The sequence below is a fragment of the Dyadobacter sp. 22481 genome, from assembly GCF_052044875.1.
Classification (GTDB): domain Bacteria; phylum Bacteroidota; class Bacteroidia; order Cytophagales; family Spirosomataceae; genus Dyadobacter; species Dyadobacter endophyticus.
The window spans coordinates 1,159,196-1,182,440 of sequence record NZ_JBQENV010000003.1 but is presented as its reverse complement, the minus strand read 5'-3'; the positions used below and the strand labels follow the sequence as shown (position 1 = coordinate 1,182,440).

Below are 23,245 nucleotides of genomic sequence, written 5' to 3'. Positions count from 1 at the left end.
TTGGACATTATATTTGGGTATCTGTATACCCTTGCTCTGTTCAATGAAATCACGTCTACTATTCTTTTCTTTCATTTTTGCCCTGCTTTTATTCTTAATTGCAGAAATACTGCTTCGTATCAGCCTTATATTTTTCGGTTATCCATTTCTCCGCCCTTCGGATTACCTGTATAACGGATTTTACGAAAACATGAACGATGTCCGGGACAAGCCGATTGTCCGGGGTGCAGGGGTGAAAAACATACTGATTTTGGGCGGTTCGGTCGTCAGTACGCCGTGGTCGCACCTGGAAAGCCGGTTGGATACGATCCTGCAAAAGCATTACGGCAAAGAAAGCCGGTTTGCTATCTATAATGTTGCGGGCGCCGGCCATACTTCCCTGGATAATGTATTGAAATACAAACTGCTGGAAGATAAGCAGTTTGACCTGGTGCTTTATTATGAAGCGATAAACGAGAACCGGGCCAACAATATCCCTCCACAATATTTCCGGAAAGATTACACGCATATTAAGTGGTACCACGACATCGAGCTCTTGCGGCGGCACCGGGAAATCAATGTGACCGTCATTCCTTATTTGGTTGATAAGCTAATATCAACAGTCCGGGACCGTATGACGCACAGAATTTATGTCAGCGCAGAAAAGGTAGATCCGCAGTATGCAAAATTTGGGGGGGACATTAAAACCGGGGAGCCCTACCGGCAGAATATCGAAGAGCTTATAAAAATTGCACAGACACGGGGCGAAAAGTTGCTGCTCATGAGTTACGCGACCTATTTCCCCCCGAACGTGACGCTTACGGGCGAGCAGGAGGATATGAAGCATTTTGCGGGGTGCTACTTCGCATCGCCGGTCGTGATCTGGGGAAAACCGGAGCACGTCAAGAAGGGAATAGATGTCCATAATCAGGTAATCCGGCGACTATCGAAGCAGTATGGCACGTTATTTCTGGATATGGAGAACACCATGCCGAAGGACCCCAGCCTGTTCTGCGATGTGTGCCACGTAAGCGAACCCGGAGCACAGCGCTTCGCCCATGAAATTGTAGAATTTATCGTGCGGCAGAAAATACTGGAATAGCTAGCCGGGTGTCGTTTGCAAAATGCTTATCTTGCACGCCTTTTGAACGGTGTAAGACGAAACTGTACACATTATTCTAATCACTCATTAATGAAAATTTTAGGTATTTCGGCTTTCTATCATGATTCGGCCGCGGCTCTTATAGATAATGGCGAAATTGTAGCCGCAGCACAGGAAGAGCGTTTTACACGCAAAAAGCACGACCCCGGGTTCCCCTCCAATGCAGTTGCCTTTTGCCTCGAATACGGCGGGCTGTCGATTAACGAGCTGGATGCCATCGTTTTTTACGATAAGCCACTTCTGAAATTTGAAAGACTACTCGAAACCTACTACGCATTTGCACCCAAAGGCGTTCGGTCGTTTTTGACCGCAATGCCGGTGTGGATCAAGGAAAAAATGTTCCTGAAACGGCTCATTAATGAGGAGCTGGAAAAGCTGGGCTACGATAAAAAGAAGAAGGTGAAGATGCTCTTCCCCGAGCACCACCTATCGCATGCTGCCAGTGCATATTACCCTTCTCCGTACGAAAAATCCGCTATCCTGACGATCGATGGCGTCGGCGAATGGGCAACGGCGTCGATCTGTCTCGGCGAAGGAAAAGACATCAGCATTCTCAAAGAGCTGCGTTTTCCGCATTCGCTCGGGCTGCTTTACTCCGCATTCACTTACTTCCTGGGTTTCCGTGTAAACTCGGGAGAATATAAGCTGATGGGCCTCGCCCCGTATGGTGACCCAACTTCACCGGACATCAAGCGTTACGAAGACATTATCCTGAAAGAACTCATCGATCTGAAAGAAGACGGCTCGGTTTGGCTCGATCAGGAGTATTTCGACTATGCAACTGGCCTGAAAATGGTCAATGAGCATAAGTGGGAGGCATTGTTCGGCTTTAAAACCCGCAGGCCCGAAGATGCGCTCGAAGCGATACATTGTAACCTTGGCCTTGCGATCCAGAATATCACCGAAGAAGCGGTGGTAAGGATGGCGAAAGAAGCCAAACGTCTTACCGGTGCCGACTACCTTTGTATGGCGGGAGGTGTTGCATTGAACTGCGTATCAAATGGTAAGCTTCAAAAGGCCAATATTTTTAAAGATATCTTCATCCAGCCGGCAGCCGGTGACGCGGGAGGCGCGTTAGGCGCCGCACAAGCCGCTTTCCATATTTATTTCGGACAGGAAAGAAAAATCACCTGGAAGGCCGATGCCATGCGCGGATCTTACCTCGGGCCTACCTTCTCCGATCTCGACGTCGCGTTGACAGCCAAGAAATACAAGGCGCATTACACCTACTACGAGAACTTCAAAGACCTGACGCAGGAAGCAGCCAGGTTGTTGTCGGAAGGGAACGTAGTAGGCTGGGTACAGGGACGGATGGAGTTCGGCCCACGTGCGCTGGGTGGTCGCAGCATTCTGGGCGACCCTCGCAATGCCGAAATGCAGAAAAAATTGAATTTGAAGATTAAATACCGTGAATCGTTCCGGCCGTTTGCGCCTTCGGTACTGGCAGAGGATTGCCAGGATTATTTCGATTACGATGGTATTTCACCCTATATGTTGCTGGTTCACCCGGTTGCGGAAAACCGTCGAAAGCCGGTGCCTGCGAATTACGGCTCGCTGGATTTGCGTGAAAAACTCTATTTCGAGCGTTCCGACCTGCCTTCGATCACGCACATCGACTATTCGGCGCGTATCCAGACGGTACATAAAGATACCAATCCTCGTTACTACGATCTGATCGACGCTTTCAAGGCATTGACAGGCTATGCGGTGATTGTAAACACAAGTTTCAACGTCCGAGGGGAACCGATCGTTTGCACGCCGAACGACGCCTACCGTTGTTTCATGCGTACCGAAATGGATTACCTGGTAGTGGGGAACTACATTTTTGACAAAAAACAGCAGTCCGAATGGCTGGAAAAAGATAATTGGAAGGAAGAATTTGTTCTTGACTAATCCTCTAATCACCGAGCACCCAAAGTAATGGCATCTAAAATTGTTACAAGCATAATCCGCATTCTCTTCCTGGGATTGCTGTTTGTGTTCCTGTTTTATCCGGACAAATTCCACATCAAATTCGACTACCCGGGATACCCTCAGAGCGATAGCTGGCATGTCAGGCTGGCCAAGTTCGCATTTTGGTTTTTGCTGATTATCGAAATCCTGCGCATCTTCTATTATGGTGTGGTTAAAAGCAAGGCCAAAGGCTTGGTTGCCAATATTGTAACGATTATTACGCCGCTGATCGTCGTACTGATTTTCCTTGAAATTGTATTCATGTACGTGCCGCAAAGCCATGAGGGCGTGCTGTCGAAAGCGTCGCAAATCTGGTGGGAGAAATACTGGCATCCGGTTAATGCGTTGGGTTACCACGACAAGGAAGTTCAGAACGAGCCGGGAAAGAAGAAAGTGCTTGTAATTGGCGATTCATTTGCAGCGGGTCACGGATTGAAAGACGTCAACGAGCGCTTCTCCAATATGTTGGAGGCTAAGCTCGGAGTGGACAAATACACCATTTATAATCTGGGAATGTCGGGGGCGGATACGCGCGACGAAGTGAAGCGCCTGAAAGAATTTCCGGTAAAGCCGGACATCATCATTCTCGAATACTTTCCAAACGACATTGAAAAAGTGGGCCGCGAGAAAGGCTTGACGCTCACGGGGGCAGAGCCCTATGCCGACCTCAAAGGCCCGACCGCGACCATTGTGAAACGCTTTTACCTGCCTAATTTCATCTACTGGCAATTGCCGCACACCGGTTTCAGCACTTTTGAGAAATTTGTACAAACAGCCTACACCGATACCACCGTGCTGAATGCGCATTTGAGAGACCTTTCGGGAATACTAGCGTATCGCGACAGCACGAAAGCTCGGATGTACGCCGTGTTCATCCCCTTCCTGTTCCAGGTGGATAAAAGTGCCGGGTATACCAAACCGGTAGAAGATTACCTGAAATCGAATAATGTGAAGGTAGTGGGTATCAATGATGGTGTCGTTAAAATTCCTGAGAAAGAGCGTGTTGTAGGTAAAAATGACGGCCACGGCAGCGCAGCGCTAAACCAGCTGATCGCCGACAGGCTCTACCAGGCAATGGACAAACGATAACTCAGAATTAACGGGTTAGAAGTGTACATTAAAATAATTAAGTTCTAAATTTGATTTTTAAACACTATATCGAGATGGATTTTTTGACAGATTTGTTTGCATTTATGAAGGAGCGTAAGAAGTGGTGGCTTGCTCCTGTGATCATCGTTCTGCTACTAATTGGTGTCCTGATCGTAATCGGAGGTGGTTCGGCTGTGGCGCCTTTCATCTACACTTTGTTCTGATTTTCAGTACAACGCAGATCAGTCCAGTTCCTATCTGAAACTTCGCCGGCAGCAGTGCATCACGCATGGCTGCCGGCAGTAATATCACAATTATCAAAATGAGTGAATCCGAAAAAGTCAAAGCGCAGCTGGTGATCGTGACCGGGCTGGTTGTCATGTATTTTATTTTCAAATCCCAATACCCCTATTTCCTTATCGCCGCGGCGGTAATCGGCGTTTTCAGCCTTGCAATCCCGGCTTTTGGCGACCTGATCGTGAAAGTTTGGTATAAAATAGCGGAAGTGCTGGGCGCGATAAATGGCAAGATCCTCCTCTCGGCAGTATTCTTTATCGTCCTGTTTCCGGTTGCAGTCATCGCCCGGTTGACTAAGAAGAACCCGCTTCACCTTAAAAAAGAAGCATCTGATACCGTTTTTACAGAAAGAAATCACAAGTATTCGGCCAAAGACCTGGAACAGGTTTGGTAATGCCGGTGCTAGAAATATCAATGCAAAAAGGCCTGGTTTCAGGCCTTTTTTTTGCGGCATGCGCGCTCGTAAAGCAATTGGAGCATACCATCCTTCAAGCCAACATCGGGCACGTGAATGACGTCTGCGCCTGCCCAGCGCATAGCCGAAGTATAAATGTCGCCCGCAGGTACGATCACGTCCGCGCGGTCGGGATTGAGTTGTAGCTTATTGATGCGATCGGCGAGTGAAAATTGATCAATATAATCGCGCATCCGCTGGATTTCATCGAGACTTGTTGAGCTTTCGGTGAGTTTGGAGGAAAGATCGAATAGCTTGTTAATATTTCCACCTGTACCTACCGCTTGAATCGGCTTGCTGTAATCGACGTTCTGGTTGATCCACTCCTTGATTTTCATCCACGCATTTTTTGATTCCTTTCCTTCCAAAAGGCGCACGGAACCCAGCTTGAATGATTTGGCATTGATCTTTTGCCTGTCCTGGTATAGGTTCAGCTCAGTGCTGCCGCCACCCACGTCGATGTGAAGGTACTGCCCGTCGCTCAAAGATTGAACCACCACGTTATTGACAAGCTCTGCTTCCTTTTGACCGTCGATGATCTGGATATGAATACCTGTGCGTCGTTCGATATGGTCGCGGACTTCCTGCCCATTAGCTGCTTCGCGCATGGCTGATGTCGAGCAAGCCATAAAATCGTCGACCTCGTGAAGCTCCATTAGCAGCTGGTAGGCCAGCATGAGCTTCATCATACGGTCTTCGCTTTGGGGGGTAATGAGGCCCTGGGTGAACACATCGTGACCGAGGCGAAGCGGGAAGCGGACGTATTCTACCTTCTTGAAGCGTGAAATGCCTTCGTCCTGCAAAACGGATGAGATTTGCATACGGGCACCATTGGAACCGATATCTATGGCTGCGAATTTCAAAAGCTCGTCAAATAGGGGAGTAAATAAAGGCCAAAAATAGAGTTTCGCGGACAAGTTTCAATACCCTGTCCGCGAAACTTCACGGGTACACGTTACATTTGGTGGCCAATCTGATACAATAGCTTTACTCTCAGGCCCGGACCGGCGCTATTTCTGAGTGGAGAGATCGGTTTAAAATAATTGACCCAGTAACCTTCTGCCTGAACCACGATCGGATGCCAGGTTTTCTCGATCCCCACCGCGAAGTTCATGGAAGTGATCGGAGAGACGTCTCCCTTTTTAGAGAAACTTTGATTGAAGAACTCATTTTTAGGCCCGCGACAGTCGTAAGAAACGGTCTCTTTGGACGAAACCTTGAAGTTCGTGCCAAGGCTTGCGTAGTAACCCCAATCGTCTTTCAGGGTGTTACGGAACGCCAGTGTAAGCGGGATCTGAACTATGCTCTGGTCAATTTTGATATTATACAATTGAAAAATGAGCGGTACCTGGCCCGGATGTGTTTCCTTGAAATCCTTGCGGGCTTCGACCCTGAAAGTGTTCTCGGTAAAGAATTCGGCCCGTTTTGCTTTCAGCCAGGTAATGCCCGCCGAGATGGAGAATTTTTTCTTGATAATCACTTCTCCCAGCACCGTTTTACCCTGACCATTCCCCTCGATCTGATACCCCGCGCCGAAACGGTAAGGTGTTTTCAAAGGTAATTTCGGAATAACACTTTCTGTCTGAGCAACCTGTTCTGCCTTTTTACTGCTCACTGGTATCTTGGCAACCTGTATATTGTTGGCTACCAATGCTCTTTGTACTTGTCGTGCCGAAAGTTTGCTCGCAAGGTCATAATGCATTTTTCGTTTCAGCGAGATGCCGTTTTGCACTTCAACCGGGCTGTCGATAGCGGCAATGTGGAATTCGCTGCCGAACGTCCTGTCTGCGAAAATTGAAGGCGTTTGAGACGATTGATTAGCGTCCGCGTTTACTGCATTTCCGTCATTAACCGCGTCGGATGCTGTCGAAACCGCTTCATTGAAAGGCTGAACCGCTGCCAGCGACTCCCGCGACTTTTCGCGACCCGGATGTGCAGCTTTCACGGTTGCATTGCCCTGAGTTGTTGCATTACGCTCCCTTCCAGCCACTTCGGGTTCAGGAATAGCGGTCTCACGAGCGGGTACTTCCGCATTTGCGAGGTCGTCTTGCCTCAAATCTTGCTGTAAGCTTGTTTGAGACCGGCTTCGATCATAATCCTGATGTTGCAATGTGGCCTGAAGACCTTGCCCGTCCGGTGCCGTTTGCAATACATAAACCGTGTCGGTTTTTGCGACAGGTGCCGGTTGGTTGCGGATAACTTCGATCTGGCTTTGCAGACTCTTCATATCCCGCACCAGATGGTCGTTCTGTGAGAGCTGGTTGACGTACATATACGCCATCACCGATGTTACCGATGCGGCGGCGGCGTACCCGATCCAGGAACCGTATTGTTGCAGGAACGAAGGAGGGGTTTGGGCTTGCATGTAATTTTGCATACGAGCCCAATCCTGCTCTTGAAAGTCCGGTTCAATACTCTCTAATTTTCGGCGTATAGTATTTTCAAATCTATTAGTTTTCATTTCCTCTGAATGACTTAACAGCCCAATCACTTGGGAAGAGATGTGGGTAATATTGTTTGATCAAATGCTGTAAACGAGCCCGGGCACGCACATAATGCGATCTTACCGTTGCCTCGTTAATTTGCAGCAGGTCTGCTATCTCACGATGATTGTAGCCATCTACCACGTATAACAAAAATACATTCTTATAAACCGGTTTGATCTGTTGGATCAGGCCCAGTATTTCCTCAGCAGTGATCTGGCCTATTATATCTTCATCAAATTTGGGATAAGGGGCGTCTTCCAGTGCGATCACATCCTCCGTGTGCTTCTTGTGCTTCCGGTAATAGCTGATCGCCGTATTCACCATGATCGTCCGCAGCCATGCCTTGAAAGGGTGATTGGCGTCGTACTTCCCCAGATTGTTAAACACTTTTAAAAAACCTTCATTCAAAACTTCTTCCGCTTCTTCGGTCGTCGAGGTGTATCGCAGGCAAATGCTTTTTGAATAGCCGAAGAACTGTTTATATAAATGCCTCTGTGCCTGGTTATCCCCGGCGATACATGCCGCTACCACCGACTCAAAGTCGTTTTCGTTAAAAGATATTTTTCTTTTAAAAAGCAAAGTCAGGGTATCAAGTTGTCAGGGATAGAATTTCTCACTTTTGAATACGTCCCTGCCCGCTAATCTGTTGCAAAAAATTACGAAAAGTTTTGATGCTTGGGAAATGCAGGATGCTGCGAAAAAAATCTCAAAAAAATGGATCGGCATGCAACATGGGCGTCAGAGGGGGCGTAAAGGCAGAAAACAGTTTGATACTTTCACAAAAACCCGTGGGTATATCATGAAAAAAGTTTCACTTTTACTGGTGTTGTTGACAGGCGTCTGGTTTACGGCCTGCCAGAAGAATAGCGAGTCGTTGAGCCCTGAAACTGAGGCGAGTGATTTCGAAAGTGTGGTTGAATCGGCCGCGAGGCTTGCGGTGGTGACGGACTCGGTGACGTTGGGCAGGTGTAAGGGTAAACTTACGGAAGTAGCAACGACGGATTTGCCCGCAGCGGTGACCACTTACATTGACAGCGCCTATGCAGGGGCTGAAATCAAATATGCCGCAAAAGACCAGGCGGGAAAAATAGTGGTAGCCATTACCCTTGCCGACGGATCAGTGAAAGGCTTGCTTTTCGACGCCAACGGCGCATTTAAGGCGGAGCTGAGACAGCATGTGCAGAAAGCGAAACTGACCAAAATAGAGGTAAGCGCATTGCCCGCGAACATTACATCATATATTACTTCTAACTACACGGGAGCAGAGATCAAACTCGCTGCAACCAATGATGCGGGGGAATACTATGTGGGTATTCTGGTGGATAGCAAAGTGAAAATACTGCTTTTCAATGCCGACGGATCGTTCAATAAGGAATTGGAAAAGCTTGCTTTCGGGCGTCCTCGTAAGAGACATTAGCCGATCATACCGATCGTAAAAATATTTTGTTAGGGGTGAGTTGGAATACGGTGCTGGATTTTCCGGTACCGTATTTATTTTTTCGGGGTTAGCATTTCCAGTGCCGACGAGTTTTTGATCTCACCCATCACAAAAAGGCTGTGCGTGCTGCCGATATTCTCCAGTGAGCCCAGCTTTTGCATTAAAAATTGCTGGTACTGCGACATATCGTCCACCACTACTTTGAGCAAAAAATCATAATCTCCGGAGATATTGAAGCATTCCATCACCTCCGACATCGCTGAAACAGCTTTTACGAATTTTTCGCCCATCACTTTCGAATGCTCTTTCAATGCAATGTTGCAAAAGGCCATCAGCTTTTTGCCGACCTTCTCGCGGTCGACGAGCGCCACATATTTTTTTATTATACCTTCTTTTTCCAGCCTGCGCACGCGCTCATATACGGGCGTGTAGGAGAGGTTCAACTTTTCCGACAATTCACGTGTTTTCAAAGTAGCGTCCTGTTGCAGCAAATGCAGGATTTTGGCGTCAATATCGTCCAGATTATGCATAGATAGAATATCTTTATTCACTCTGAGATGGCTTCGAATATAGATAAATAATTTAGATGTGGTGAAACTGCCAGACTTTTAATCTGAATTTTTTGATTTTATTGAACAAAACATCTATTGGGTTAAATTTGTCAATTCAAGAAGCATGTGCTTTTCCGGCGAAATGATAATCAGACATTTAAAACACTTATGGTAGCAACTCAAAAAGCAGATATCCGCGAAATTCTTAAAAACCGTATTCTGGTACTGGATGGCGCTATGGGTACGATGATCCAGCGGTATAAATTGGAGGATCACGACTACCGGGGAGAACGGTTTGCAGACTGGCCGCACGACGTAAAGGGGAATAATGACCTGCTTTCACTGACGCGTCCGGACATTATCAAAGAAATTCACGCCGCCTATTTTGCGGCAGGGGCAGATATTGCCGAAACGAATACATTTTCGGGTACGACGATCGCCATGGCCGACTACGGCATGGAGGAAATCGTGTACGAGCTTAACTACGAATCGGCGCGGCTCGCGCGTGAGGTAGCCGATGAATTCACGGAGCGTGAACCCAACAAGCCGCGCTTTGTGGCAGGTTCGATCGGCCCGACCAACCGTACGGCCTCACTTTCACCGGATGTGAACAATCCGGGTTTCCGCGCGATCAGCTTCGATCAATTGGTAGAAGCCTATTACGAGCAGGTAAAAGGCCTGACCGACGGTGGCTGCGATTTGTTGCTTGTGGAAACGATTTTCGATACACTTAATGCGAAAGCGGCGCTTTTTGCGATCGATCAGTTCTTTGTGGACGCGAAGGCAGGCAAGGTGGAACATTTGCCTTCATGGAAAATAGCGCCGGGACAAGCATTACCGATCATGATCTCGGGAACCATCACCGATGCTTCCGGAAGAACACTTTCCGGCCAGACTACCGAGGCATTCCTGACGTCCGTTTCGCACTTACCCTTATTATCAGTGGGTTTGAACTGTGCATTAGGAGCAGATTTGATGCGGCCTTATGTACAGATTTTAGCCAAAGAATCACCTTTCTACACCTCAGCGCACCCCAATGCAGGTTTGCCGAACGAAATGGGTGAATATGACGAGACACCGGAGCAAATGGGCGAGGTAATTGACGGGTTTTTGAGGGATAACCTGGTCAATATCATCGGAGGCTGCTGCGGAACGACACCGGACCACATCCGTGTCATTGCCGAAACCGCGCAGAAATACGCACCAAGGCTGCTCCCGGATACTGAGACGGTGATGAAGCTTTCTGGTCTGGAGCCTGTGAAAATCAATGCATTAACCAATTTTGTGAACATTGGTGAGCGCTGTAACGTAACGGGTTCAAAGAAATTCGCCCGCCTGATCCGCGAAAGCAAATATGACGAAGCGCTGACCATCGCGCGCGAGCAGGTGGAAAGCGGCGCGCAGGTGATCGACGTGAACCTCGACGAAGGTATGATCGACGGCGTAGAGGCGATGAAGACATTCGTGAACCTGATCGCATCCGAACCGGACATTTCCAAAGTGCCTTTGATGATCGACTCCTCGAAATGGGAAGTGATCGAGTCCGGTTTGAAATGTGTGCAGGGAAAATCCATCGTGAACTCGATTTCGTTGAAAGAAGGAGAGGAGAAGTTCAAAGAATCGGCCCGGACCGTGCTTCGCTATGGTGCGGCTACGGTGGTAATGGCATTCGATGAAAAAGGCCAGGCCGATAACTACGAACGCCGGATCGAAATCTGTGAACGGGCTTACCGAATTCTGGTGGACGAAGTAGGCTTCCCGGCCGAGGATATCATTTTTGACCCCAACATCCTAACCGTCGCGACGGGAATGGAGGAGCATAATAATTACGCGGTCGATTTTATCAACGCCGTGCGGTGGATCAAAGAAAACCTTCCGCATGCGAAAGTTTCCGGTGGTGTTTCGAACGTATCATTCAGTTTCCGGGGTAATGAGCCGGTGCGCGAGGCGATCCATACTGCATTCCTTTACCACGCGATTAAGGCGGGAATGGATATGGGCATTGTGAATGCCGGCCAGATCGGTATTTATGATGAAATTCCGAAGGATGTACTGGAACTGGTTGAAGATGTATTGCTTAACCGCCGTCCGGATTCCACCGAACGTCTGGTGACCTATGCAGAAACTGTCAAAGACAAAGGCAAAACGCAGAGTGGCCCCGACCTTTCATGGAGAGAGCTTCCGATTAAGGAGCGTATTTCGCATGCATTGGTGAAAGGTATTTCGGATTATGTAGACGAAGATATCGAAGAATGCCGCCATTTGTTCACCCGCCCTCTGGAGGTGATCGAAGGGCCATTGATGGATGGAATGAGTATCGTCGGCGACTTGTTTGGGGAAGGTAAAATGTTCCTTCCGCAGGTGGTGAAATCGGCCAGGGTGATGAAGAAGGCTGTGGCGTACCTGCAACCGTTTATCGAAGCGGAGAAACAGGAAGGCAATTCATCGGCTGGTAAGATATTGATGGCGACCGTAAAAGGCGATGTACACGATATTGGAAAGAATATTGTCGGTGTGGTGCTGGGTTGTAACAACTATGAGATCATTGACCTGGGTGTAATGGTGCCGACGGACAAGATCCTGGCGGCGGCATTGGAGCATCAGGTGGATATCATCGGCTTATCGGGACTGATCACGCCGTCGTTGGATGAGATGGTAGGTGTTGCAAAAGAAATGGAGCGTCGGAATTTCAAGATTCCTTTGCTCATTGGTGGAGCAACCACCTCCCGCATTCACACGGCCGTGAAAATCGATCCGAACTATTCGGGGGCGGTGATCCACGTGCTCGATGCGTCGCGTTCGGTACCAGTGGCAGGGAAGCTGATTCAAAGCGCCCAAAGTCAGGCCGACGTGTTGAAGGATATTAAGGCAGAATATGCCAAGCTGCGTGATGACCATGCAAAACGCGGCGGAGAAAAAGCGCATGTGGCCATCGGTAAAGCAAGGGATAATAAGGCCAAAATCGATTGGGCAAACTTCCAGGCCGTAAAACCGCAGTTCCTCGGTACGCGCGTGTACGATGATTACGATCTGGCCGACATTGCGAAATACATCGACTGGACGCCATTCTTCCAAACCTGGCAGCTGCACGGAAAATATCCCAAAATATTCGATGATGCTGTCGTAGGTAAGGAAGCTATGAAGCTATATGAAGACGCGGCGGTTCTGTTAGGAGAAATCATTCGTGATAAAACCTTAAAAGCACGCGCTGTGGTCGGTTTCTGGCCAGCGAACTCGATCCAGGATGACCTTGTACTGCACCATTTCGAAGAAGAAACCCGCGAAGTGCCTTGCGAACGTCACGGATCGCATCAGCATATCGAATATAAGATCAGCAGACAGGGCGTCGAAAACCTGAATGCAGGGGAATTGGTAGCGGATACGGCAGCTGTATTGCACCATTTGCGTCAGCAAAGCCAGAAAGCGGCAAACCTGCCGAACTACTGCCTGTCCGACTTCGTGGCTCCTCTCGAATCGGGCCATGCCGATTACATTGGCGGTTTTGCGGTAACGGCTGGCGTAGGTATCGAAGCATTGCTGGACAAGTATGAAAGAGATCACGACGACTACAACAGCATCATGGTGAAGGCCCTGGCCGACCGCCTCGTAGAAGCCCTGGCGGAATTGATGCACGAGAAAGTGCGCAAAGAGCTGTGGGGATATGCCAAAGCAGAAAGCTTAACCAATGAGGAGCTGATTAAGGAGGATTATAGTGGTATTCGCCCTGCACCGGGTTACCCTGCTTGCCCTGACCACACCGAAAAACGTCATCTGTTCGACTTGCTTGGGGCGGAACAACTCGGCATTACCCTCACGGAGAGCTTTGCCATGTACCCTGCAAGCAGCGTCAGCGGATGGTATTTCTCGCATCCCGACAGCCGTTATTTCCCGGTTGGAAAGATTTACAAAGACCAGGTCGAGGATTATGCCCGCCGCAAAAATATGCCCGTAGAAGAAATCGAAAAGTGGCTTTCGCCGGTGCTCGGATACTAAACTGGTTTATCTAAAAAGTACAAAAGGAGAATAGTTCGGTGCTATTCTCCTTTTTTTGTGCCCGAAATGTACTATTTTTTGCAAAAAGGCGTAATTAGGTGGTATGACGCGTCTTAATCAGGTATTTATACGCTAGTTTCTGATGTTTGAACGCCTGATATTTGCATCACTTAAGTGAGAACTTAATAGTTTATTAGCCATGAAAAGAAATATCTCAGTTTTTATCCTCTTAATCCTGCTGGCATCGTCCTTTAAATACAGGACCATGACAAGAGAAAATACCCAGCCGGTCATTACGGCCGGGTACGGAAGCAAACATTCCCCGAAGGCCGTAGCGACATTTTCTTTGGATGCAGCCGTCGCCGACCTGCACAAAGCCAATCTTGAAATGGCGAAGGGCAATCCGGCATTTTTTAAAACTTTATGGTCGCATCAGGATGACGTTACTATTTTCGGAGGAGTTGAAAATGCCGATTCCAAGGGGTGGAATGCCGTCGAAGCATGCCTGAATAATGCCGGAAGTATTCCTGCGAAAGACGTGGCCTATACTTTTGAAAAAGTCGCAAGCCAGGAAAGTGCTACGCAAGGCTACCTTATTCAAAAAGAGCATTACCGCTTCGCCGATGGGCGCAAAGTCGATCTGCATGTTACCGTGCTTTTCCGGAAAGAAAATAACGTCTGGAAAATCGCACATCGTCAGGCTGATCCCATCGCCAGCAATGCGAAATCAGACAAAACTTCTAAATAATTGCCTCTCTTCCTGATATTTTGAGTTAGTTGCCTTCATGCGACCAAATTGTTGTTATTTTGCACCTTTGGTTAAAAAGTGACGACAAACTACGCATGGAGAGATTTACAGGATTGTTGGGTATCGTATTGATCCTGGGCATTGCATTTGCGATGTCAAACAATAGAAAGGCCATTAACTATCGTACAGTTGCCGTCGGCCTGGGCCTTCAATTCGGGCTCGCAGTCTTCATCCTCCGAACCGACATGGGCCAGTCAATCTTCCAATGGCTTGGTGGCAAGGTCCAAAAACTACTTTCTTTTTCGGATAAAGGTGCCGATTTCGTTTTCGGTACATTGGTAAGGCCCGAACTGATGCAACGGGCATTCGGGCCGGGTAACGACTTCGTTTTCTTTTTTAAAGTAATTCCAACCATCATTTTCGTGGCCGTGCTGGTGAATATGCTTTACCATTTGGGCATTATGCAGCGGGTTGTGTCGGTGATCGCGCGCGGCGTGTATTGGCTGATGGGCGTGAGCGGGGCCGAAGCGCTTTCGAATGTCGCGAGTACGTTTGTTGGGCAGGTAGAGGCGCAGATCATGATCAAACCTTATCTGAAAAACATGACCAACTCCGAACTGATGGCATCTATGACAGGCAGTTTCGCCTGCATTGCCGGCGGGGTAATGGCTGTATACATCTCGTTAGGCGTACCGGCGCCTTACCTTATCGCGGCAAGTTTGATGGCCGCTCCGGGAGCTTTGGTTATCTCCAAAATCGTTTTTCCTGAAACCGAGAAATCGAATACGAAAGGAATGGTGAAACTCGAAACCCAGAAAACCCACGCCAACCTGCTCGACGCCATCGCAGCGGGAGCAGGGGAGGGATTGAAAGTAGGTTTCAACGTGATTGCGATGTTGATCGGATTTATTGCGCTGGTTGCATTACTGGATTACTTGCTGGGCTATATTGGGGGCCTTTTCGCGTTTCCGCAATTGAGTTTCAACTTCGTGCTAGGTAAGATATTCGCTGTTTTCGCATGGGCAATGGGCGTTCCTGCAAAGGACATCGAGGCGGCGGGTTCATTGATGGGCACCAAAATGGTGATCAACGAATTTGTGGCCTACCTCGACATGGTGAAGCTGAAAGACACGCTCGACCACAAAACAATCGTCATTACCAGCTTCGCATTATGTGGTTTCGCTAATTTCAGTTCCATCGCCATTCAGGTGGGAGGGATTGGTGAGCTGGCACCCTCGCGGCGGGCGGATCTGGCCCGGCTAGGGTTCAAGGCATTGATTTCCGGTACGCTGGCTTCCTATATGTCGGCCACACTTGCCGGGTTGCTCTTGTAAAACACAACTATCATGCAGAATTGATGAACACAAAAAGAGCACATTAGCTGCTCTTTTTGTGTTTTTGTGAGTTGTATTCCGAAAACGTGACCAGGCAATTGGCACAAAAGTTTTTATGAACTCAATATCAACATCCTGAAAACCGATTCAACACATTATACTATGCAACATATTAAACTCTTCTGGTCGCTCCTCAAAGATAGCTTCAACGAGTTTCTCAATGATAATGGAATGAAACTGGCGGCTGCACTGTCGTACTACACGATATTTTCGCTCGCGCCGATGCTGCTGGTCATTATCTCGGTTTTCAGCATATTTTTTGGGCGGGACGCGATACAGGGCGAACTGTTTGGGCAAATTAGCGGACTGGTCGGTGCTTCCGCGGCCTCGCAATTGCAGGAGATCCTAAAAAACGCCGAGATGTCCAATAAATCCGGCGTGGCGGCAGCAATAGGTATTGGTACCCTACTCATTGGTGCCACCGGTGTATTTGCTGAAATGCAGGATTCCATCAACTTTATCTGGGCTATCAAAGCGAAACCTAAGAAGGGCTGGCTCCAATACCTCAAAAACAGGCTGATTTCGTTTTCCCTGATCCTGACATTGGGTTTTCTGCTCGTCGTGTCGCTGGGCGCGAGTGCATTGGTTGATCTGCTGAGTTCCCGGCTGGAAGCGTTATTTTCGGAGGCATCGGTAGTCGTGTTTTACGTTGTCAACCTTGCATTGGTGCTATCAATCATCACCGCGCTGTTTACCGTGATATTTAAAGTATTGCCCGACGGCGACCTGCGCTGGAAGGAGTGCCTTGTAGGGGCCGCATTCACGGGCGTTTTATTCCTGGTTGGGAAATTTATCATCAGTTTCTATCTCGGGAAATCGGATTTGGGCGCGGCATATGGCACTTCGGCTTCCATCGTGATCCTGCTGACCTGGATTTACTATTCATCTATCATCCTTTATTTCGGAGCAGAGTTTACCAAGGTTTATGCACGCCTCGACGGCGTTGCTATCGCGCCCAGTAAGCACGCCGTGCTGATCGTCCGGCAGGAGCTCGACCGGAAAACGGGTGTCAAGATTACAGACTAAAAAAGGGCCCGCATTCAATGCGGGCCCCAACTATTTGTAATGCTATCCGGCTGTCTAGCGGATTACCATCTCGAAAGGCATGCGTGCCTGCATTCCTCCCATATTCATGAGTTTTTTGTATGTTTTCACATAAGGTGCCAGATCGCCAAGCGCCTTGTTGGTAGCCTGTTCTTCATTGTCGCCCAATAGCTTTTCTATCATCTCATTGAATGGACGTTTCTTCTCAGGATAGTAGCGTACACGATAGTCACCTTCCTTGAGTTTGGCGGCCTTTGCAGCAATTTTAATCGCATCGTCTATTCCACCGAGCACGTCAACAAGCCCGTTTTGTTTGGCTTCTATTCCCGACCAAACGCGGCCTTGCGCGAGGCTTTTCAGCTTTTCTACCGGCATCTTGCGGCCTTCGGCTGCTTTTCGCGTGAATGTTTCGTAGCCTTCATTCACGCTTTTTTGGATCATGGATTTTTCGAATTCCGTCATCTCGCGGGTGGCCGTGGGCCAGTCAGCGTGCGGGCTGGTGCCGACACCGTCGAAGGTAATGCCCAGCTTGTTGTTCATAAAGTCGGTCACGTTGAAAATCAATCCGAAAATACCGATGGAGCCGGTGATGGTATTAGGCTGGGCAACGATGGTATCACAGCCCATCGCCATATAATATCCGCCGGAAGCCGCAACGTCCGACATCGAAGCAATAACAGGTTTTTTCTTCGCCGTAAGCTCGATTTCGCGCCACATTACATCCGATGCCAATGCGCTGCCGCCAGGTGAATTAATGCGGATTACGACGGCTTTGATCTTATCGTTTTCACGGATCTCTTTCAGTTCCTTTACAAACTTGTCGGAGCCGATATTCCCGTCATCGCCGTCGCCGCCGGTGATTTCTCCTTCCGCCACCAAAACGCCTACTCTTGTGTTGAAATCACCTTTTTCAACGGAGCTGGATCCTTGCAGGTATTTGTTCACGCCAACGTAAGAAATGGACTTATCCACATCGACTTTCAGCTCTTTTTTCAACGCCGTTTCAAGCTCATCCTGATAGCCAAGGTTTGTAATGAACTTGTATTTTAATGCGGATTTCGGGTTTTCGACGGCTAGCGAGTCGGCCAGATTTTTGAGTTCGCCGACCGGGATATTGCGGGAAGCCGAAATGTTTTTCAGGAAGTTATTATTGATGGCGCCAATGAGTTCGATAGATTGTTTTTTACTCGCCTCGCTCATATCCTGGCGTGAGAACATTTCAATCGCGCTTTTAAATTCTCCTACGCGGAATACCAACGGCTTGATTTCCAGTTTATCGAATGTGCCTTTGAAGAAACTGTACTCGGCAGAAAGACCGTTCCATTCGATGCCGCCGGCGGGGTTAAGGTAAATCTTGTCGGCTACGGAAGCAATGTAATAGCCTTTCTCTGAATAGCTTTCTCCGTAGGTAACGACGAATTTTTTAGACTTTTTGAATTCCAGGAGCTGGTTCCTGATTTCTTCCAAGGTGGCCCATCCGGCCTCGGGACCTTCGGTTTTGAGGTAAATACCTTTGATTTTGTCGTCAGACTGCGCGCTTTTCAAAGCATCTACAATGTCTTTCAACCCTACCACACTTTCTTCACCGGTGAAAGGCACTCCAAATTCCGAGAAGGGATTATCGACGCCTATCTCCCTGATCGGCTGATTCAGATCGAGCCTCAGTACCGATTTGTCGTCAAGTGTTACCTTTTCTTCGGAAGATAAAAGTGAACCAATGCCGGCAAGAATGAAAAAGGAGAGGAACAGGAAGAGGATAAGGCCTACGAAAGTCGCCAGGACATATTTAAGGAACTGTAACATAATATATTGCTAATGGATTTCTTCTCTATAAGTTGATCAAGGAACAAAATTACGTATTAATTGTCGCGGTTTGCGGATGAAATAATGTCAAAAGGTCGTTTAACCCTATTAAGTGGTTGAAAATGACTGATCCAATTTTTAAGTCTTCACCGGCGGTTTTACATAAGCAGATTATTTACTTTTGAGGAAAAAACCAGCACATGAAAAAGACCCTCATTTTAGTCCGCCATGCGACCGCCGAAGACCAGAATTTCAGAATCAAGGATTTCGACAGGAATTTGAACAGCAAGGGTCTGTCTGAATCGCTCGCGATGGGGAAGTGGCTGGTCCAGGAAGGCATAAAGCCCGATGTTTTCCTATCGAGTCCCGCTTCACGAGCATATAAGACGGCCGAAATCATTGCGGGCCAATACAAACTGCCGATCGATGTTATTCAGACGAAGGACGGGATCTATGACGGCGGGCCCAGGGCATATTTGCAAGCCGTGAATACCATACCGGACGAACATTCGATGCTGATCTTGTTCGGTCACAATCCGGACATTACCTATTTCGCGGAATACTTGTCGGGGGCCAGTATCGGTTCCATGAAAAAGGGTAGCGCGGCATTTATTGAATTTAAAAATCTGAAATGGGAGGAAATATCCGCGAAAACCGGTGATCTGGTGCTGTACAAGACGCCTAAGCAGTTGAGAGAGGAAGAGTGAAATGGAAAAATCAAACCGAAATAAGAAGATATTTATTGTCGTTTTTATCGCGTTCGTCGCATTGTTCGCATACATTTCATATGACATGTCGAGCCGCACTACTGCACCCTGGAACAAGCCTAAACAGCTGAAAAGAGCATTGCCAGGTGCTACGCCGGATGCCGATTCGCTAAAATTGGATTCGCTGTTGAAGGAAGTCGAAGGGTAATCGCTCAGCTTCTGGGATGAAATTCGGTGATGATCTGCCGGAGATAGTCGCGGTCGAGGTGCGTGTATATTTCAGTGGTAGTAATGGACTCGTGCCCCAGCATTTCCTGCACTGCGCGTAGGCTGGCCCCGCCTTCGATGAGGTGTGTGGCAAACGAATGCCGGAACGTATGCGGGCTGACGTTTTTGTGAATACCTGCTTTTTCGGCCGTATCCTTAATCATCAGGAAGATCATCACCCGTGAGAGCTGGCCACCGCGCCGGTTCAGAAACACAATATCTTCACTGCCTTTTTGCGGGGCGATGTCGCCCCTAACGTGGTCCAGGTAGATTTGGGTGTATTTAATAGCCTCTTTCCCGATCGGTACCAGCCGCATTTTGTCGCCTTTGCCGATAATGCGCAGGAAGCCGATATCGAAATGGCAGTTGGTAAGCTGTAAATCCGTCAGTTCCGAGACGCGCAGGCCGGAACTGTACAAAACCTCCATAATTGCCCGGTTTCGCGTGCCTTCGGGCGTGGAATGATCTATGGCGCTTAGCATCGTCTCAATTTCTTCATAAGACAGCACATCGGGCAGCTTGCGGGGCAGGCGCGGGGATTCTAGTAGTTCCGTAGGATCTTCCGAAATCTCGTTTTCCAGCATTAAATATTTGAAAAATGCTTTGATGCCCGACAACATCCGCGCCTGCGAATGCGCGGCCAGGCCCAGCTCCGCGACGTATTTCAAGAAAGCCGAGAGGTGTTCTTCCTGTATGCGGGTAGGCGCAAGATCGATTTTACTCAGTTGCAGAAACTCTTCCAACTTTTCCACATCCCGCACATACGCTTCCACCGAGTTGCCCGACAGCGAGCGTTCCAGCCGGAGATAATTTTTAAAATGTTTGATGTAGCTTTGCCACATAGCGAAGGAAGAATTTATTAATGCTACAAAGCAAATGAAAAAGATATTGATCCTGAACGGCCCTAACCTGAATCTTTTGGGCAAAAGAGAACCGGGCGTATATGGAAATCAGTCATTCGACGACTATTTCGAAACGCTGAAAGGGATTTTCCCTGACGTGGAGCTGCATTATTTCCAATCCAACCACGAAGGCGCGCTGATCGATAAAATCCACGAGGTTGGTTTCTCATTCGACGGCATCATTATCAATGCGGGCGGTTATACGCATACATCCATCGCCCTGGCCGATGCATTATCGTCTGTCACGACGCCGGCGGTCGAAGTACATATTTCCAACATCCACGCCCGCGAATCGTTCCGGCACCACAGTTACCTTACCGCGCGCTGCAAGGGCATTATTGCCGGGTTGGGGCTGAAAGGGTATGAGCTGGCGGTGCGGTACTTTCAAATTACCTAAACACCGCGTTCCCAAACAGCACCTTGCCTTTTTCCAACATCGCGCGGAACAGGGGGTCGTCCATAAGGTATATTACCTGTCCGCGACCGATTTCCTGGGCGCCGATAATGAGGGTATTTTTCAGTTTACCGGCCATTTTGGTGCCTACAAATCCGGCTTTGTAATTATCCTCTTTGAGGTAGCCTACATTCCAGCCCTCTTTGAGGTAGTCGCGCTCGTAGGCGTCGCGCACGATCGTGAAATATTCATCCCCACACCCGAATGCGAGCGGATGCGTACGGTCCATACTGACCTGGTACATGCTGCCCGGCGAAGAATCGCTCGCTTCCTCCCGCTGCTGCTCGCCATATTTCTTGAATGTGTCGTTGTCCCTTCGTTTTTCAGAGAATTTTTTGGTTAAACCAAAACCTGGTTTGTTGACGAGCGCATCAGTCGCGTGCTCCATGGCTATTACCTTGCCGCCGCTTTTGACCCAGCTTTGCATGGCTTCGAGCTGTTTTTCGGAGATAATATCGCCATAACGGCCGTCAGGCAGGATCAATACGTCCACTTCGTTCCAGGGCAGGTCGGCTAGTTTTGCAGCATTGACGATCGTTACCGGGTATTTGATCTGTTGTTCAAAATAATGCCAGATAGCGCCAAATGCGGTCGCTGAAATCCCGTCGCCAGCCAAAACAACCACTTTTGGTGCTTTGAGCGCAACCACGTGATCATTGCCGAAATCGGGCCCTGTGCTCACGAAACCGGTTTTGACGGGAGTGAGTTTTACAAAATGCTTGCTAGCAAGCGATGTTACTACTTTATCGAACGCAATGCTTTCATTGCCCTTCTGGGTGATGATCAATGTACCGGCCGGGTAGCTGGTCTTATCCATTTCAAATGGAGTATTCGAGGTTTTGACAAGCACACCATCTTTCAATAGCTGTGCAAGGAATGCGGCATCCTCCGAACTCGACCAGTTTGCCAGATAGGCGTAAGGCGGTGCGGTTGGCATAGTGTCCTTAATATCAGTGGATGGGATAGAAACAGGTGCCAGTTTTTCCTTTAAACCATAAGCTTTCAACCCAAAAATATAAGCGAGGCCCCAGCTGGTAACATCGTACGTTACCGAATCTTCCAGGGCCGGTTTGGGGTCGAAAAGAATACGTAGTAAATTGGATTTAGGCTGATATGCGCTGATCAAAAGGTCGTTATGGTCTATTTTGACGGTCTGCTCTGCCGAAGAAGTAAGTTCGGTGCCCTTAGTTGACGTGGACTTACCGGCAATGCCATAGCTGAATCCCTGCCGGTCGAGCCATTTGCTGAATGACCGGATATTCTCCTTGCCGCCGGTTTTGATAAGGTAAGTTTTAAAAGTCCCTGTGGGCGCATTGGCGGCATCCTGATGAAATCGGATGAACTCTGCAACTACTTTCTCTTTTTGCGACATTACGGCTTCCAATGTAGCGAGGCTTGTCGCATAATGATGCGCAATGCGGCTGCTAAGCGTGAGCGTATCGTGCTCGCTCGTGCGTTCGAGCGCGAGGCCTGCCCGGCCGCCCCCGCCTTGCTCGTACGTGACCCCAATCGCGCCATTAGCTGTGGGCCAGGTATCGCCGTAGCTGGGATAAAACAGGTCGTAGTCGTTCCGGGTGAAGTATGACCAATTGTTTTTATCAAAATATTTTCGACAGTATTCGCCAACCAACTCGTTAAATTGCCTTTGCCAGGCTGTCACGTCCTGGTTGTAAGGCTTTGCCGCTGGCGGGAAGTAGTAGCTCCGTGCGGGGCTCATTTCGTGGAAATCGGCATGAAAGTGCGGCATCCATTGATTGTACAGCGCAATGCGCTCCTGCGTTTCTTTTTGCGTTTGCCAGGCCCAGTCGCGGTTGAGGTCGAAAAGATAGTGGTTGAAACGCCCGCCGGGCCAGGGTTCTTCATGTTCGAGTGCAAACGGGGTCACATCCGGCGTTGCATTCCGGACACGGTTATACCATTGTGTGTAGCGTTCGTAGCCATCGGGATTAATGCAAGGATCGACGAGGATCACCATGTTTTTAAGGAAGTCCTGTGTAAGCGCATTACCCTTGTTGAGCAGCTCGTAAATCACCTTCATGCTCGTGTTGGCCGACACCGCCTCGTTGCCATGCACATTATAGCTCAACCAAACGATGGGAGGCACGCTGGCGTCGGGTTTTCCCGGCAGCAAACCGATACTTTTCAGGTGGTTGATCCGTATCGTTTCCAGTTTCGCGATGTTTTCAACCGATGACACGAATGCGAGCATCAGCGGGCGACCTTCGTTGGTGGTGCCATACCTGACCAGTTTCATCCTGTCGGGATTCTGTGACTGGACCGTTTTAAAGTAATCTGTGATCAGGTGATGATACGCAAACCCTGAGCCAAGCGGGAAGCCGAGGAACTCATCCGGCGTCTGGGTTTGTGCAAATGCAAATGGGGCAGAAAGCAAAAACAAGAGGAAGTGTATCAGTCTGGTCATAGGGAGCGAAACGGCGTAGGTAGTAAAGCCAAAGTTAGAAAGTTACCTGAATTACATTCATCGCCGGAGAGATAAAAAAAGTTTGTATCAAATGTTATTGAA

General features: G+C 48.6%; 20 protein-coding genes. 13 read left to right on the top strand and 7 right to left on the bottom strand.

Annotated elements, in window-relative coordinates; all coding sequences use genetic code 11:
* Positions 1-43 precede the first annotated feature (43 nt).
* From ACTJJJ_RS23575 to ACTJJJ_RS23555, 5 genes are all read left to right on the top strand, one after another.
* Entirely contained in the window at positions 44-1,081 is a 1,038-nt protein-coding gene (locus ACTJJJ_RS23575; protein ID WP_188936207.1) for a hypothetical protein, read from the top strand.
* 90 nt (positions 1,082-1,171) lie between these two features.
* Complete coding sequence (locus ACTJJJ_RS23570; protein ID WP_188936205.1) at positions 1,172-3,034, top strand: carbamoyltransferase family protein; 1,863 nt, start codon at positions 1,172-1,174, stop codon at positions 3,032-3,034.
* 27 nt (positions 3,035-3,061) lie between these two features.
* Entirely contained in the window at positions 3,062-4,183 is a 1,122-nt protein-coding gene (locus ACTJJJ_RS23565) for an SGNH/GDSL hydrolase family protein (RefSeq protein WP_440703198.1), read from the top strand.
* A gap of 74 nt (positions 4,184-4,257) precedes the next feature.
* Complete coding sequence (locus ACTJJJ_RS23560; protein WP_015812275.1) at positions 4,258-4,407, top strand: DUF5989 family protein; 150 nt, start codon at positions 4,258-4,260, stop codon at positions 4,405-4,407.
* Positions 4,408-4,505: 98 nt separating this feature from the next.
* On the top strand, positions 4,506-4,874 hold the full coding sequence (locus ACTJJJ_RS23555; protein WP_188936201.1) for an SxtJ family membrane protein: 369 nt from the start codon (positions 4,506-4,508) through the stop codon (positions 4,872-4,874).
* A 38-nt stretch (positions 4,875-4,912) separates the two neighbouring features.
* Here the strand turns inward: ACTJJJ_RS23555 and ACTJJJ_RS23550 are convergent, their stop codons facing one another.
* From ACTJJJ_RS23550 to ACTJJJ_RS23540, 3 genes are all read right to left on the bottom strand, one after another.
* A complete protein-coding gene (locus tag ACTJJJ_RS23550; RefSeq protein ID WP_188936199.1) occupies positions 4,913-5,797 on the bottom strand; it encodes a Ppx/GppA phosphatase family protein in 885 nt (294 codons plus the stop codon).
* 92 nt (positions 5,798-5,889) lie between these two features.
* Positions 5,890-7,299 (bottom strand): hypothetical protein, encoded by a 1,410-nt coding sequence (locus tag ACTJJJ_RS23545; RefSeq protein WP_440703197.1) that lies wholly within the window; start codon positions 7,297-7,299, stop codon positions 5,890-5,892.
* Between the two features lie 85 nt (positions 7,300-7,384).
* Complete coding sequence (locus tag ACTJJJ_RS23540; RefSeq protein WP_440703196.1) at positions 7,385-7,999, bottom strand: RNA polymerase sigma factor; 615 nt, start codon at positions 7,997-7,999, stop codon at positions 7,385-7,387.
* Between the two features lie 220 nt (positions 8,000-8,219).
* Here ACTJJJ_RS23540 and ACTJJJ_RS23535 point away from each other — a divergent pair, with 220 nt between their 5' ends.
* Positions 8,220-8,837, top strand: coding sequence for a PepSY-like domain-containing protein (locus tag ACTJJJ_RS23535; protein WP_440703195.1), 618 nt, complete (start codon positions 8,220-8,222; stop codon positions 8,835-8,837).
* A 74-nt stretch (positions 8,838-8,911) separates the two neighbouring features.
* Here the strand turns inward: ACTJJJ_RS23535 and ACTJJJ_RS23530 are convergent, their stop codons facing one another.
* Positions 8,912-9,388: an Lrp/AsnC family transcriptional regulator gene (locus ACTJJJ_RS23530; protein WP_426291737.1), complete on the bottom strand. Its 477-nt coding sequence runs from the start codon at positions 9,386-9,388 to the stop codon at positions 8,912-8,914.
* A 189-nt stretch (positions 9,389-9,577) separates the two neighbouring features.
* Here ACTJJJ_RS23530 and metH point away from each other — a divergent pair, with 189 nt between their 5' ends.
* The 4 genes from metH (at position 9,578) to ACTJJJ_RS23510 (ending at position 16,570) form a co-directional block, all read left to right on the top strand.
* Positions 9,578-13,402 (top strand): methionine synthase, encoded by a 3,825-nt coding sequence (gene metH, locus ACTJJJ_RS23525; protein WP_188936189.1) that lies wholly within the window; start codon positions 9,578-9,580, stop codon positions 13,400-13,402.
* 199 nt (positions 13,403-13,601) lie between these two features.
* Positions 13,602-14,150: a nuclear transport factor 2 family protein gene (locus ACTJJJ_RS23520; RefSeq protein ID WP_440703194.1), complete on the top strand. Its 549-nt coding sequence runs from the start codon at positions 13,602-13,604 to the stop codon at positions 14,148-14,150.
* A gap of 95 nt (positions 14,151-14,245) precedes the next feature.
* Positions 14,246-15,484, top strand: a complete 1,239-nt coding sequence (locus ACTJJJ_RS23515) for a NupC/NupG family nucleoside CNT transporter (RefSeq protein ID WP_188936185.1) — start codon at positions 14,246-14,248, stop codon at positions 15,482-15,484.
* 162 nt (positions 15,485-15,646) lie between these two features.
* Positions 15,647-16,570, top strand: a complete 924-nt coding sequence (locus tag ACTJJJ_RS23510; RefSeq protein ID WP_188936183.1) for a YihY/virulence factor BrkB family protein — start codon at positions 15,647-15,649, stop codon at positions 16,568-16,570.
* A 54-nt stretch (positions 16,571-16,624) separates the two neighbouring features.
* On the opposite strand, the gene sppA is transcribed toward ACTJJJ_RS23510, so the two are convergent.
* On the bottom strand, positions 16,625-18,391 hold the full coding sequence (gene sppA, locus ACTJJJ_RS23505; RefSeq protein WP_440703193.1) for a signal peptide peptidase SppA: 1,767 nt from the start codon (positions 18,389-18,391) through the stop codon (positions 16,625-16,627).
* Positions 18,392-18,591: 200 nt separating this feature from the next.
* Between sppA and ACTJJJ_RS23500 the strand changes: the two genes are divergently transcribed.
* Positions 18,592-19,098, top strand: coding sequence for a SixA phosphatase family protein (locus ACTJJJ_RS23500; RefSeq protein WP_440703192.1), 507 nt, complete (start codon positions 18,592-18,594; stop codon positions 19,096-19,098).
* 1 nt (position 19,099) lies between these two features.
* On the top strand, positions 19,100-19,306 hold the full coding sequence (locus ACTJJJ_RS23495) for a hypothetical protein (RefSeq protein WP_188936178.1): 207 nt from the start codon (positions 19,100-19,102) through the stop codon (positions 19,304-19,306).
* Positions 19,307-19,310: 4 nt separating this feature from the next.
* On the opposite strand, the gene xerD is transcribed toward ACTJJJ_RS23495, so the two are convergent.
* Positions 19,311-20,207: a site-specific tyrosine recombinase XerD gene (gene xerD, locus ACTJJJ_RS23490; protein ID WP_188936176.1), complete on the bottom strand. Its 897-nt coding sequence runs from the start codon at positions 20,205-20,207 to the stop codon at positions 19,311-19,313.
* Between the two features lie 34 nt (positions 20,208-20,241).
* Between xerD and aroQ the strand changes: the two genes are divergently transcribed.
* Entirely contained in the window at positions 20,242-20,664 is a 423-nt protein-coding gene (gene aroQ, locus ACTJJJ_RS23485) for a type II 3-dehydroquinate dehydratase (RefSeq protein WP_188936174.1), read from the top strand.
* Here the strand turns inward: aroQ and ACTJJJ_RS23480 are convergent.
* The gene (locus ACTJJJ_RS23480) at positions 20,657-23,143 is read right to left on the bottom strand and encodes a M14 family zinc carboxypeptidase (protein WP_440703191.1); all 2,487 of its coding nucleotides are present in this window, start codon (positions 23,141-23,143) and stop codon (positions 20,657-20,659) included. The genes aroQ and ACTJJJ_RS23480 overlap by 8 nt on opposite strands.
* Between the last annotated feature and the right edge of the window lie 102 nt (positions 23,144-23,245).